Below are 13709 nucleotides of genomic sequence, written 5' to 3' on the forward strand. Positions count from 1 at the left end.
GAAATATTGTATTGATTATTTTTTTTGGCATCAGATTTCTAAATCAAGTTTTACTCAATACCAAATATACAGCTTCACTGGTAAATGTGCCATCTTGCTGAATCTGATAATACTGTTGTACTTGATCAGCAGCTTTGGACTGTAAATAGCGAATCGTATTGATGCCCTCTACTGGTGTTTGCATACGCTCCACCCAACTTTGAAAATTTAACTTTAAACTTTGCTTTTCAATGTTTTCTACCTTAAAGCCTGCTTGTTCTACGATTTGTACCCATTCCGCCAAACTATAATTTCGAACATGGCTTGGATCACGAATGGTTTCTATGGTCTGAATAAAGGTGTCTAAAATAGGGTTAGAGTTGCCAATAATATCAAACAGGATCACTTTGCCATCAGCACGTAATACACGATAAATTTCATGAATTGCTTGAGTGATACTTTGCCAATGATGCGTAGAATAACGACTGATCACACAATCAAAATGCTCAACAGGAAAATCCAATTGCTCTGCCGCACCAACCTTCCCTATGACATGATCGAATCCCTTTTGTTGAGATTGCGTGGTCACAAGATTGACCATTTCAGGCGTAATATCATAGGCAATTACTTGCTCAGTGAATGCCGCAATCTGATACGTGACATGCCCACCACCGCAGCCTAGATCCAAAACTCGCTTGAATTGATGTTGTTGGATTAAATTTTGCATTTTTTCAAACTCAATGCCTTGTGCATGTACTTGGCTATTTAAGTATGCTTCTGATTTATTTTGATATTGTGCCTGATTAACTTGCTGTTGAGTGGTCATTGTCGTGTCCTTGTTGTTGAATAAAACGACAATAGACAATTCAATTCAAAAATAAAAATGATGAATTTTAATAAAATTAATAACTTTATTTTATTTATGTTAACTCATAATTACCCGATAATCAGACTGGCAAGGGTTTTGAATGATAACATCCTGTACCCCCATCTCGTTTCCGACCTTAATATTATAGTTAAATGAAAAATCACCATTATCCTCAAAATTTGCCGTTGCAGGATAGTTCAGCTTTTTAAATTGCGGCACTTTGTTGTTGAGCACTAAACGTACCCGAAAATCAGGAATGCTATAAAATACCAATGAATTCGGCATATTTTTTAAATTCGATTCAAAAGTTACAAAACAACTTTGCTGCCCATTCATCGCAAGAAAACTACTATAATCTTTTTGTTGGTTTTTATCGTTAATCACAGTGAGATTATACTCACTTCCTGTTAGCCCTAACAAAAACCCCATTAAATTTGGATTAAATTGATAAACGTTTGCGGTTTTACTCCAATTTTCCATTAATACCTGCTTCTTTCCTTTAGCATCATAGAGTGCATAGTCACAACTAGAACCATGCTGAGTGCAAGACTCTTTTTGAATTTTCAGTTTTCCTGCACGCCCCAATACCTCGTATTCAGGGTCAACTTCGACAGCAGCATCAGCTTGCGCAAAAACAGAATAACTACTGAAAAAAGGCAGAGCAAATAAACAACCGTTTATTAGGGTCTGTAGACATTTCATAAATAACGTTCCAATCTCTCAGCATTTTTTAATATAGATTCAAGTTCAATTCTTGCTCAAAAATACAATTTTAACTTTTTACACACGGCGAACTTTTCGATTTAAAGTCCTTACCCCAAGTACGATATCCTTGGGTATCAATATGATAGCGATTATTACCATAAACACCTAAACCCATTTTATAACTTTTACCTTCCACTTGCCAAAAATGACACATTTTTTTAACTAATAATTCGCGCTCTTTTTTAATGGTTTCTTTGGGTGATAGCACATGAAAATCAACTGCATAATTACTTAAATGCTTACTTTTTTCAGCCCCACCTATGCATTTATTTAATTCAGGGGCACGATAGATTGCTGAAATCGTATATGTTTTAAAATATTCATTTCGATTTAACTTTTCCACCAGTTGCAAACTACTCACCACATTTTTCCAAAAGGCTTTAGGTGGAATGGCAAAACGTTTTGAGTAACACTGCTCCGGCATATAGTTTCGGCTGGTTGTCAGCTCCATCAGACTAGGTGGATGTTTTAAATACTGCGACATAAACTGATAATAATCCGCCAATAATTGGGGGTCTTGCTGCGCCTTCCAAAGCTTGAATTGTTGTTCAATCAGTTGATCTGATGATTTTCTTGAAGATGCGGCCGGATCTGCTTTTTTCTCAGATGGCGTACAGGCATTTAACGCCAATACACTGATGCAGCAGATCGAAATAACAATATTTTTAAAAATTTTCACAATTTCAGCACACTTATTGTTTTATTTTAAAGGGTAAATATTTAGAAATCTAAACCTATTTATACAATTTATTAATCATTGACCTAAGTCATTCTAACCAATCTAATCAACTTTAAAGCTGCAATTTACAAAAATCCACAGAGTTAGCAATTTACAACGGACAAAAATGTCCGTTAAATATCAGAATAAAATTTAATGCAATTTCCCCTATGCGTATACGTCAAAAACAAGCGGCACAAAATCGCGAAGATTTGCTTAATGCTGCACTGAAAATATTCCGTAAACAAGGGATTCGTGCGCCATTACAGCTTGTGATTGATGAAGCTGGCGTTGGACGGGCAACCTTTTATCGTAATTTTAAAGATCGCCGTGAGTTGGTCATCGCCTTGATGGAACAAGCATTAACTCGTCTAGATGAACGGGCAAAAAGCTTTTCAGAATATCCTGATGGTTTGATTCGGCTAATTCGCAATCATGTCGAGAATCTACCTTATCTCACCGCCTTGATGGAATATTGGCGTGTGATTGATCGTAATGACCCAAGTATGGTGGATATTTATCAACGGCGTGACGCAATTCTTCAACCGCTGATTGATCAAGCCATTGCCCATCGAATTTGCCGACCAGATCTTACCCCAAAAGATTATGCGCTAATTACCGGTATTCTAAGAGCTTCCTTTCAAGGGCTAACCGACGAAGAACAAGTTCAACTGGCCACACGTGCAGTTGACTTACTGATTGATGGCATCAAGGCGTAATTGAGGCACTTATGGATAAATCGCCACGTTTACTTGAACCTGCCCCAGATTGGACACCTGAAGAGCGTCCAACCTTACCAGGCTCGCCTGCGGCTATTGCACATCCAACACATAAAAAGCTGATTTATTTTTTTATTGGCCTGTTTGTTGCGATCTCAGGCAGTTTAAGTAATGGTTTTATTACTGCAAATTTACCACTTATTCAGGGTGAATACTCGCTAACGCCTTCAGAAGCTGCATGGATTCCCGCAGCTTATGTAATGGCAAATATTAGTTCCAACATGATTCTGTTTAAAGCTCGGCAACAATATGGGTTACGGCTTTTTTCTGAAATTGGTTTAGTGCTTTTTATTTGTGTATTGCTGCTGCATATCTTTGTGCACACCTTTGAAATGGCATTGTTTGTCCGTGTGATCAGCGGTTTGGTTGCCGCCCCCCTGAGTTCTTTAGGCATGTACTACATCATGCAGGCCTTTAAACGAGAAAACTTTGGGCGAGGAATTTATCTCGCGCTGGGCTTTCAACAATTGGGTATTCCACTAGCATGGATCATTTCCCCATCTCTGGTTGATGTAAATGACTGGATTGTGCTCTATACCTTTGAGCTGGGTTTAGCGATATGTTGTTTGGCTATGGTGGTTTCTTTAAAACTACCACGTAGCTTAAGAATCGAAGTCTTTGAAAAACAGGATTTCTTCACTTTTGCTTTGCTTGCACCCGGCTTTGCCCTGCTATGTATCGTCCTGACCCAAGGCCCTATCCTTTGGTGGTTTGAAGTCAAATGGTTAGGGTATGCCTTAATTGCTGGCTTCAGTCTTATTGTTATCGGACTGACTTATGAACATTACCGTGTCAATCCGCTTATCATTACCCGTTGGCTAGGTTCAGCCACCACACTTAAATTTGTGTTTGGTGCGTTGGCGATTCGTTTGCTTATGTCTGAGCAAAGTTACGCAGCCGTTAACTTTTTAAAGACCATGGGCATGGGACCTGATCAGTTCGTTACCTTGTATAGCGTGATTTTTCTTGGCATTGTGCTCGGCACCGTTTTTAGCGCCATGACCTTTAAAAGAGAACGCATCTCATGGCACTTGATCGGTGCTGTGGTCTTGGTTCTTATTGCTTGCGCTTTAGACTATCACCTCACCAGTGATGTTCGACCTGAGAATTTTTACCGCAGCCAATTTATTGTTGGCTTTGCCAGCGGTATGTTTATCGGACCATTGTTGCTGACAGGGATTATTAATGCCTTACAAAAAGGCCCATCACACATGGTCACTTTTGTGGTGTTGTTCTCTGCAACACAAAGCTTTGGTGGTTTAATTGGAAATTCATTCTTTTCAACCTATCAACAATTACGCACCCAAAATTATCGGGCTGAAATTGTCAGTGACTTGTCACCAACTGATCCATTGGTAGTGCAACGACTTGCAGCCTATCAGCAAGCAGCCAATAAATATACTTTAGATGCGTCACTTGAACAGAACCAAGCTTATCGCAATTTAAACCGGATTGTGACACGAGAAGCGCAAGTGCGTGCCTATAATGATGTGATTGCATTAAATGGAATTTTCGCCATTTTACTGTTGATTTGGAGTAGTTTTAATATTGCTTGGACACGCTATCAACTCAAAAAACAGCAACAGGTCCTCAATAGCAGTTAGACAGATCTCAGGCTATTCCGAAATCAGATGATCCATGATGTCACGCTATGTATTAAAAAATATTTGAGAATTCTTATGTCGCAAGATCAAAAACCAACAGAGCAAGCAGCAGTTACACCACCACAAGCACCTGCAACAGCAGCAGCGCCATCACCATCCAGTAAGCTTATTCCAACAGCGAAAAGAACATTGCTGTTGATGCTCTTGGTCTTGTTGGTGGGGATTGCTGTGATTATGCGCGCATGGAAAATTGGCCCTTTTGATAGCAGCATAGAATCCACCGACAATAGTTATATCAAAGGCAGAACCACAGTTTTATCTTCTCAAATCAATGGTTATGTCAAAGATGTATTGGTGACTGATTTTGACCATGTCAAAAAGGGTCAGCCATTAATGCATATTGATACCACAACCTATGATCAGAAAGTGACTCAGGCTGAAGCAGGTGTTGATCAGGCCAATACTACTTTAGCCAATCAAACCCAAGCGATTGAACAACGCAAAGCAGATATTGTGGCTGCACAAGCCAAAGTTGAACAAGCCAAAGCAAGTTATGAACTTTCAACAGCACAACTCAATCGTTATCAACAATTAGGAAATACTGGCGCAACCTCTAAAACAGAACAAGACAAAGCGGCTGCGGATGTAAAAAATAATTTAGCCTTACTCAAACAAGCGGAAGCCAATGTATTGGTTGCTCAAGAAGCGTTAAAAACAGCTCAAGTGGCTCAATCGGGCTTAAAAGCACAAGTCACCAATGCCAAGGCACAATTTGATCAAGCGGTAACGACAAAAGACTATAGCGTGATTGCAGCACCGATGGATGGACAGTTGGGCGAAGTCACTCCTCGTGTGGGACAATATGTTGCAGCTGGCACCCAGTTAATGTATCTAATTCCGCAACAAACCTGGGTGATTGCCAATTTCAAAGAAACACAAATTGCTGATATGCACATCGGGCAAAAAGCAACATTTACGGTAGATGCTATGAAACATCAAAAATTTACTGGCCGTATTGAACAGATTTCACCTGCTGCTGGTGCTGAGTTTAGTGTGCTTAAGCCTGACAACACCACAGGTAATTTTACCAAGGTCGTACAGCGTATTTCTGTGCGGATTGCTATTGATCCCAATCAAAAAGGTTTAGAATTCTTACGACCGGGGATGTCTGTGGTGACTTCCGTCGATACCAGCACTCAATGATCCGCCTAAGTGAAAAGCTTGAGTTAAAACCTAGAAATTTATCCCCAATAATAGACATGAAACTCAATCAAACCTGTCTTGTTTTACAGGTTTGATTAGAATATCTTGAACAGGCTTAATTCAAAGCTACTCACACACACCCATTCAGTTAAAAAATCAGCATGTTTGATCATATTGCCCAAACTATTCCCTACCAAAGTTTAGATTTTGCTGGATCTGTTCAACTTACAGTTAAACGGCTTGATCTAATCCATCCACAAATTTCTGGCAATAAATTTTTTAAACTCAAATATAATTTGATTGAAGCACGTCAGCTTGGCCTAAAACAGATGCTGACTTTCGGTGGTGCGTATTCCAATCATATCGCTGCCACAGCCTATGCAGCACAGTTATTTGGATTTAAAAGCATCGGGATCATTCGGGGCGAGGAGTTAGCGCATAAACCGCTCAACCCTACTCTAACGACAGCACAGCAGTTGGGCATGCAGCTAGTTTTTGTTTCACGTGAAAAATATAGACAAAAAAATAATCATGACTGGATCGATGAATTAACACAACATTATCCAAACACTTATATTATTCCTGAAGGCGGAACCAATGAGCTTGCTATACAAGGTTGTCAGGAAATTTTAACGCCAGAAGATTTAAATTATTATGATGTAATTTGCTGTGCGGTAGGAACAGGTGGCACAATCACTGGGCTGATTAACGCCAGTTCACCACAGCAGGAAATTTTAGGTTTTTCAGCACTTAAAGGTGATTTTTTACAACAAGATGTCAGTCAACTCACCCATAAAAGCAATTGGAAAATACTGGATGATTATTGTTTTGGAGGCTATGCCAAAACCACTGCTGAATTACTTAGCTTTATAAACAACTTTGAGCAGCAATATCGCATTCCGCTTGAACAGATTTATACTGGGAAAATGTTTTATGGGATTTTTAATTTAATTTCAAAAGGTTACTTTAAAGAAAATGCAAAAATCTTGATCCTGCATAGTGGTGGCTTGCAAGGACGTAGCTAAACCCTACCTATTTATAATTGTCATGAAAATTACTTTAAATTTGTCTATAATCCCCTGCTCAAAGTTTCCATGAGTGTGATATGTCTTCTAACCAATATGATGTGATTGTCCTCGGCGCAGGTGCTTCAGGTTTAATGCTTGCGGCAAAAGCAGCTGCCCGTGGTCGTAAAGTCTTAGTGGTTGAGAAAGCCAATAAAATTGGTAAAAAAATCCTCATGTCAGGTGGTGGTAAATGTAACTTCACCAATCTTTATGTTGAGCCTGAGAATTTTATTTCACATAACCCACATTTTGTCATCTCTGCCCTGACGCGTTATACCAATTGGGACTTTATTGGGATGGTCTGTGAATATGGCATTGACTATGAAGAACGCAAACATGGACAACTGTTTACCTTAAATGGCGCAAAAGAAATCTTAAGCATGCTGCTCAACGAATGTGAAAAAACACATCATGTTGAGATTAAAACCAGTTGTGAAGTCAAAGCGATTAACACGGTTGACGATCAGACTTTTCAAGTTGCCACCAATTTAGGCTATTTTCAGGCTGAATCTGTTGTTGTTGCATCAGGTGGCTTATCTATTCCAACATTGGGTGGCTCTGGCATCGGCTATGAAATTGCCAAACAATTTGGTCACCACATCTATCCTACACGCGCAGGTTTAGTTCCCTTCACTTTTTCAGATCAATTTAAAGAAGTTACCACTCGTTTAAGCGGCAATGCGGTTGAAGCAACACTATCTAACGAACTGATTGCATTTACTGAAGCATTGTTGTTTACACATCGTGGTTTAAGTGGTCCAAGCTCATTACAACTTTCAAATTATTGGAATGCAGGACAAGCATTCCATATTAACTTTTTACCAAGTCTTGAGCTGTTTGATTTTTTAAAGCGCAAAAAGCAAAGCCAGCCCAAGGTGTTAATCAGAACCTTACTGACTGAACTTTTACCGAAAAGTGTGGTGATTGAACTACAAAATCTCATTTGGTCCGAGTGGGCTGAAACGGCGATTGGGCAATTAAGTGATGAAAAACTTGAAACGATTGCCAATAAACTACAGCAATTTGAAGTCAAACCCTCTGGTACTGAAGGCTATCGGACTGCAGAAGTCACTTTAGGCGGTGTTGACACCACTGAAGTTTCATCAAAAACCATGGAAAGTAAAAAACAAAAAGGTTTATTTTTTATAGGTGAGATCTTAGATGTAACTGGTCATTTAGGCGGGTTTAATTTTCAGTGGGCATGGGCTTCAGCACATGCCGCTTCAGAATATGTATAATCTAAACTGATTAATAGATAGAAAGCTTATTCCAGATAATCTGTTTTAAATAAAATAAGTTGATTTTGGATTTGCTGCTTCTGGGTCACACGTTGAATCGCCAAATCCATCGACTTTAGATCATGGTTTTTTGCAAATAACGACTGATGAATTTTGTGTAAAAAATAGATGATCTTCATTTCAATTCCTTTGAAAATGATATTTATCAGATGAGTGTGTTTTATATTGCCTACATATTCACCCATTCAATCTAGACAATAAATCATCTGATGTCTATCTGTTTTCTATAAAAAAACCGATAAAATTCATGCTTTGCGAACACAATCACTCTTGAGATTTGTTTTGAGATTCATGTTGTTGCTTAACAATTTCGGATGATTGCTTTTTCGGTTTTGCAAACACAAATTTATAAGCACTTGCTAAAAACCCTACAGTGATTCCTGCAATCACAATGGGTGCAATGAAATTATTTGGCTTTTTCTTAGACATCTCTATTCCCTCTCACTTTTGACCTAAAAATAAAAAGATCGATCAAGCATCAATCCTGATCGATCTTTAAAAGAATTTAAATGTTAATTCGGGTCATCTTTGTCCTGTTTCAATGAATCAGTAAGTGACTTGTACTCATTTTCAATCGCAGGGGTATCCGCGGTTACTTGCGTAGCGTCTGTACCACTTGGCTGTGATGAATAAGTATTTTCTTGCTTTAATGGATTCGGTTGATTTGCCTCTTTCTTGGCTTTATCGATTAAATCCGTTAAAACGCGTTCTGCAGGTTGACGTCCACCTAGGCCAAAAGCCAATGCAAAAGCAACTGCCACAGAACCCAAGGTTAAGCCAAAAGCAAGATTAACGATCGAATCGGCAATTCCCATGGCTTTTAAACCCATTGCAATCACCAGCCCCATGATCAAAACACGAACCAAGTTGCCTAACCATCTTGAGCTATTGTACTCACCACGCTGTACCACATTCGCCACGATATTGGCCAACCAGAAACCGATCACCAAAATCACTGCGCCTAACAAAATGTTGGCACCAAAGTAAATAAACATTGAAATCAAATGACTAACTTGCTCAAAGCCCAGTCGATTTGCCGCTTCGGAAACAGCAAATAACATGGTAAAGAAAACAATCAGATAACCAATGATACAAGAAACTTTCGTGTCACCTAAAAAGCGTTGTAAATCTAATTTTGCAGGAATTTCATCAACACCCGTTCCAGCAACAACTTCTGAAACCAAACGCCCCACAAAACGAGACACCACATAGGCCACAATTAAAATTAATCCGGCTGCAATAATATGTGGAATTGCATACATGATTTCACCCAGCATTGCGGTTGCTGGTTGTGAAATAGCTTGTATACCAAGTGCTTCAAAAGCCACAATTAACGCAGTAATCATGACAACGGCAAAAACAAAAGAACCTAAAAACTTCGCTAAACCTTGGTTTGAGTTTTTAAATAGCCCTACTTTTTCAATTTGGGTTTGTAAATTTAGACTGTTGATTAAACCCTCAACAATCCCGCGCAGGATTTTTGCCAAGATATAACCGACAAAAACGATGACACCCGCAATGAAAATATTTGGTATATAAGAGACTGCCTCATTCAGCATGTTCTGCACTGGAAGCAATAAGCCTTGCAAACCTAAAATTGATAATACAATTGGTAAGAACAGCAATAAAATTAGCCAGTACACAATATCAGCGATATTCTGACTGATCGGACTGACCCCAACATCGGCACTTAATTTCTCATCAAGTTGAGTCCGATCCAAGGCTTTTTTCAAGCCGACTTTAACCAGATTTGCCACAATCCAGCCAATAAACCCAATGGCGACGGCAGCCAGTAATTGTGGAATAAACAATAAGAATTGCTGAATCATCAAACTAAATGGGCTGCTTACGCTGGTAAGATTCAGCACATTTAATGCACCAATCACCGCGATCACCATCACCACCCAAAAAACAATTCGAGAAACAATACTTTCAATATTTGAACGATGACCTGTTGCTGAAGACAATTTTGTATTTGTACCTAGTTTTTCTAGGATTTTTTTAATTCCTGCTGCAACAATCAGTGCAATAATCCATCCCACAATAAGGATGGCAACAGCGGCGAGAATCGGGTGGAATTGATCCCAATAATACATGGCATCAAATCTCCCCCTTGTTTGTAAAATTTCATTCATTTTTTATTTCCTCAAGTTATAGATTTATAACAATCTGAGCGTGCTCAAATGACTTTAAGCAACATTCTTTATTTGAATTGGATACTTGATGAATTACTCTTCTACTTTATCTATTGCTTATATAACGAGCAAATTTAACTGCATAAATACAACAAAAGCATGCAAAAATGAAAAACTCCAGCTTTGCAGCTAGAGTTTGTCTGATCAATATAATCTTTATAGATGATTATGGGATTAAACCCAATCGGCGATCATGTAAACAAGCAAGGAAACAAGAAATAACCCCACAAGAATAAGCATATAAATGGGTAAGCGATTCTTATGCGTTATATCTTCAGTACTTGTTACATAAGATGGTTTATTGAAATCGTGTTTCATGACGTCCACCTCCATCGAATTGATGTATTTTTATACTAACAGGCTATTTGTGATCTGTGTGTAAAAATATTTTAAGCAAAAGTAAATTTTAATTCGAGCAGTTCTTGAAAGATAAATGAGCTATAATATGTACCCCATTTTTTGGCTATTGTAGATATGGCTTATCAACGACAAAGTGTCGAGTTGGACTTGGACACTGATGTCACGCATCAATGCTTCACACATACCTCAAGAGATGACCATCTCATTGGAATTATTGAATTTAATAAGCCTAGTTATATTCTAAAATGGGGCGATTTAGAGTATTTCCGTCGCCGTACAGATGAATTATCCGTTATGCCTTTCCCAGAATGTATCAATGCGATGATTATTGATATTCGCAATATTGTGCCATTTCTGGATAACGAAGTTCCAATCGTGCCATGGCGCTTACTTGAAGAAGACTGCCCGATACGACTTGTTGTGCCTCAAGATCGTTTAGAACATTATGCAGGGATCTTTGAACCAACGTGGTTAACCACAGACATTGAAATTGCCATTCAAGAATTACGCGAATTTATGGATATGTTCGTACACTAACAGCATATCCATAGCTTAAAAATAAGATTTATTTTTTGCTTATTTGTATTGACGCAGATTTCATCAATGACTTTTATTTCTCAAAGTAAAGTCAACAATTTAAACAGATCATTGACCAAACATTTTAGCCGCCATACGCTGTGCTTGCTTTCCATAAAACCAATAGGTAATTAAATATAAAGGGATTGCCAACATCAGCAACATGATCAATGCAGTGAGCAAAAATTGAGTATTTTGCAGATACATCACAAAAGTTTTCCACACGTCTGGATCATTCTGAGAAAAAAACCAAACACCCGCAAATACCCCAAGTAAATTATAGCCCCAAAATATTGCGGTATAACCAAGGGTCAGTTTTTTACGCTCTTGGTCTGTAGGCGCACGGCGTTGTTGCTTGAGAAAACGATATAACACGATAATCATCGCAATCAAATAAGGTATTGCGGTTAACACGCCAGCAATTTCATTGGGCAATAATGCAGCCAATACACCTGCAACCATGGTCAAGACTAAACAAAGCAGCAAAAACCACAAAAAATATTTGTTTAAAGACACCATGACGACAGCCTAGATTGCATAAAGAACAATATTATAATTTTTTTTCAACTTTTTTTCATTTTCTTGTCAACCAATTTGAAACTGTTGTCGTTATATAAGTATAAGGTCTGCAGCAACCAAATTGATTGCACGGCATCCGCAAAGAGATTTGGAGACCTTCTCTCAGAGAAACTAAAAACTTATGCTTCTTAAGATTCAACTTAGCAGCCTGAATCTTTATAACGAAGTATTTTGGCCGACGATTTACTCATCACTCGAATCGTCGGCTTTTGTTTTTCTGGTATTTGTGTTTTTATCATGTCTGCTTTGACCGCATGTATGAATATCGCGTACTTATTCTAACAATACAATCTCTTAGAACCTGTCAATTTCCTCATACTTGAATAAAGAATACAGATCGTCTTTGATTCGATAAAACAAAATTCACTTTTGTCTTGTAAATCAACGAGACGATCTCATGTTGAGTATTGGTATAAGCTTAAATTTGTTTCATCTTGAACTGTTGAGCCACTTTTAAAATTGCCATAAATCCAGCCACAGTAAAAGCCAACATCAAAATTCCCATATTGAATAAATGATTCCATACAAGAAAATTCAATACCACACCACCCAATAAGCCACACGCAAATTGCATACTGCCCATAATTGCACTTGCAGTTCCTGCTCTTGAGCCTTGTTCAGACATCGCCAGTGCCATCGCATTCGGTCCAGTAAAACCAATCCCTGAAACAGAGAAAAATAAACCCAACATGACAATCACCAATGGTGCATCAGACATGAAACCAGCGCTGACAATAATCAATGCGCCTGTGACCTGGATCAAACCACCAATTTTCAAGCGCAGGATCACCGAGAGTTTGTTGGCTAAACGCTTATTGATAGAAGACAGTAAAATGATACCAAAAGCATTAAAACCAAAGGCAATAGCAAACTGTTGCTGAGTTAAATGATAACCATCCATCAACACTGCTGCCGCGGAACTGATATAACAAAATAGTGCTGCACCAGTAAAACAACCTGCCAACATTGGAAAGCGAAAGCTTCGATCTTTAAAAATACAAGCATATAAAATAAACACTTGTTTAAAGTTGAGATGCAGTCTGCGTTCTGGTGCGAGTGTTTCCTTAAATAAAAAGTGTACACAAAACAAGCAGAACAAACCAATCACAAACAAGGCGATAAAGACGCCTTGCCAACTAAAGAATTGTAGAATGGCGGCACCCAAAGTTGGAGCAAGAATCGGGGCAATCCCCATCACAATCATCATACTGGAAAAAGCTTGCGCTGAACCTTGCACATCTAAACGGTCTCGAATTGCAGCCCGTGCCATCACCACCCCCACACAGCCCCCTAAGGCTTGTAAAACGCGTGCGGCAATCAACGACCAATGATCAGGTGCTAAAACACACAGCAAGCTGGCAAAAGCAAACAGGGTCATACCAAAATAAAGCGGTTTCTTACGCCCGATACGGTCACTGATTGGACCATAAATCAATTGACCAACAGCAAGACCAAAAAAATATGCAGGCAAGGTATTGGCGATCTGCTGGGTTGTCACATTAAAGTCTTGCGCCATTTGTGGCAATGCTGGCAAATACATATCAATGGATAAGGGACCCAAAGAGGTAAATAAAGCCAAAAGCATAATCCAGCCCGTTGAATACTGCTGACCCACGTTTTTTTCAGACATAGATGGTTTATAATTCGATAAGGAATGTTGCAGACAAGTTTACACTGTCCATTGTATGATTTGTCACAAAGATAAGTGAAAAGCCATA

General features: G+C 38.7%; 14 protein-coding genes. 6 read left to right on the plus strand and 8 right to left on the minus strand.

Annotation, left to right across the window (positions count from 1 at the left end; genetic code table 11):
* Positions 1-43 precede the first annotated feature (43 nt).
* The 3 genes from AC07U8_RS17235 to AC07U8_RS17245 form a co-directional block, all read right to left on the minus strand.
* On the minus strand, positions 44-805 hold the full coding sequence (locus AC07U8_RS17235; RefSeq protein ID WP_270385910.1) for a class I SAM-dependent methyltransferase: 762 nt from the start codon (positions 803-805) through the stop codon (positions 44-46).
* A 99-nt stretch (positions 806-904) separates the two neighbouring features.
* The gene (locus AC07U8_RS17240; RefSeq protein ID WP_270385912.1) at positions 905-1549 is read right to left on the minus strand and encodes a hypothetical protein; all 645 of its coding nucleotides are present in this window, start codon (positions 1547-1549) and stop codon (positions 905-907) included.
* 70 nt (positions 1550-1619) lie between these two features.
* A complete protein-coding gene (locus tag AC07U8_RS17245; RefSeq protein WP_270385915.1) occupies positions 1620-2291 on the minus strand; it encodes a D-Ala-D-Ala carboxypeptidase family metallohydrolase in 672 nt (223 codons plus the stop codon).
* A 209-nt stretch (positions 2292-2500) separates the two neighbouring features.
* Here AC07U8_RS17245 and AC07U8_RS17250 point away from each other — a divergent pair, with 209 nt between their 5' ends.
* From AC07U8_RS17250 to AC07U8_RS17270, 5 genes are all read left to right on the plus strand, one after another.
* Entirely contained in the window at positions 2501-3049 is a 549-nt protein-coding gene (locus AC07U8_RS17250) for a TetR/AcrR family transcriptional regulator (RefSeq protein ID WP_034613789.1), read from the plus strand.
* Between the two features lie 11 nt (positions 3050-3060).
* Positions 3061-4713, plus strand: a complete 1653-nt coding sequence (locus AC07U8_RS17255; protein WP_494738346.1) for an MFS transporter — start codon at positions 3061-3063, stop codon at positions 4711-4713.
* 75 nt (positions 4714-4788) lie between these two features.
* Positions 4789-5916, plus strand: coding sequence for an HlyD family secretion protein (locus AC07U8_RS17260; RefSeq protein WP_239044983.1), 1128 nt, complete (start codon positions 4789-4791; stop codon positions 5914-5916).
* 161 nt (positions 5917-6077) lie between these two features.
* The gene (locus AC07U8_RS17265) at positions 6078-6941 is read left to right on the plus strand and encodes a 1-aminocyclopropane-1-carboxylate deaminase/D-cysteine desulfhydrase (protein WP_270385925.1); all 864 of its coding nucleotides are present in this window, start codon (positions 6078-6080) and stop codon (positions 6939-6941) included.
* Between the two features lie 80 nt (positions 6942-7021).
* Positions 7022-8221, plus strand: a complete 1200-nt coding sequence (locus tag AC07U8_RS17270) for a BaiN/RdsA family NAD(P)/FAD-dependent oxidoreductase (protein WP_004817673.1) — start codon at positions 7022-7024, stop codon at positions 8219-8221.
* A gap of 26 nt (positions 8222-8247) precedes the next feature.
* On the opposite strand, the gene AC07U8_RS17275 is transcribed toward AC07U8_RS17270, so the two are convergent.
* The 3 genes from AC07U8_RS17275 to AC07U8_RS17285 all read right to left on the minus strand — a co-directional run bounded on the left by AC07U8_RS17275 (position 8248) and on the right by AC07U8_RS17285 (position 10416).
* Positions 8248-8400, minus strand: coding sequence for a hypothetical protein (locus AC07U8_RS17275; RefSeq protein ID WP_004723764.1), 153 nt, complete (start codon positions 8398-8400; stop codon positions 8248-8250).
* 145 nt (positions 8401-8545) lie between these two features.
* Positions 8546-8710, minus strand: a complete 165-nt coding sequence (locus AC07U8_RS17280; RefSeq protein WP_004817677.1) for a hypothetical protein — start codon at positions 8708-8710, stop codon at positions 8546-8548.
* Positions 8711-8793: 83 nt separating this feature from the next.
* Positions 8794-10416, minus strand: coding sequence for a mechanosensitive ion channel (locus AC07U8_RS17285; protein ID WP_004817679.1), 1623 nt, complete (start codon positions 10414-10416; stop codon positions 8794-8796).
* 534 nt (positions 10417-10950) lie between these two features.
* On the opposite strand from AC07U8_RS17285, the gene AC07U8_RS17290 reads away from it, so the two are divergent.
* Entirely contained in the window at positions 10951-11373 is a 423-nt protein-coding gene (locus AC07U8_RS17290) for a hypothetical protein (RefSeq protein ID WP_004817681.1), read from the plus strand.
* Positions 11374-11481: 108 nt separating this feature from the next.
* Here AC07U8_RS17290 and AC07U8_RS17295 read toward each other — a convergent pair whose 3' ends face one another.
* The gene (locus AC07U8_RS17295) at positions 11482-11931 is read right to left on the minus strand and encodes an ABZJ_00895 family protein (RefSeq protein ID WP_034613776.1); all 450 of its coding nucleotides are present in this window, start codon (positions 11929-11931) and stop codon (positions 11482-11484) included.
* Positions 11932-12409: 478 nt separating this feature from the next.
* Positions 12410-13621, minus strand: coding sequence for a multidrug effflux MFS transporter (locus tag AC07U8_RS17300; protein ID WP_004817686.1), 1212 nt, complete (start codon positions 13619-13621; stop codon positions 12410-12412).
* Positions 13622-13709: the final 88 nt, after the last annotated feature.

This window comes from Acinetobacter sp. GW821-FHT01E09, from assembly GCF_059422385.1.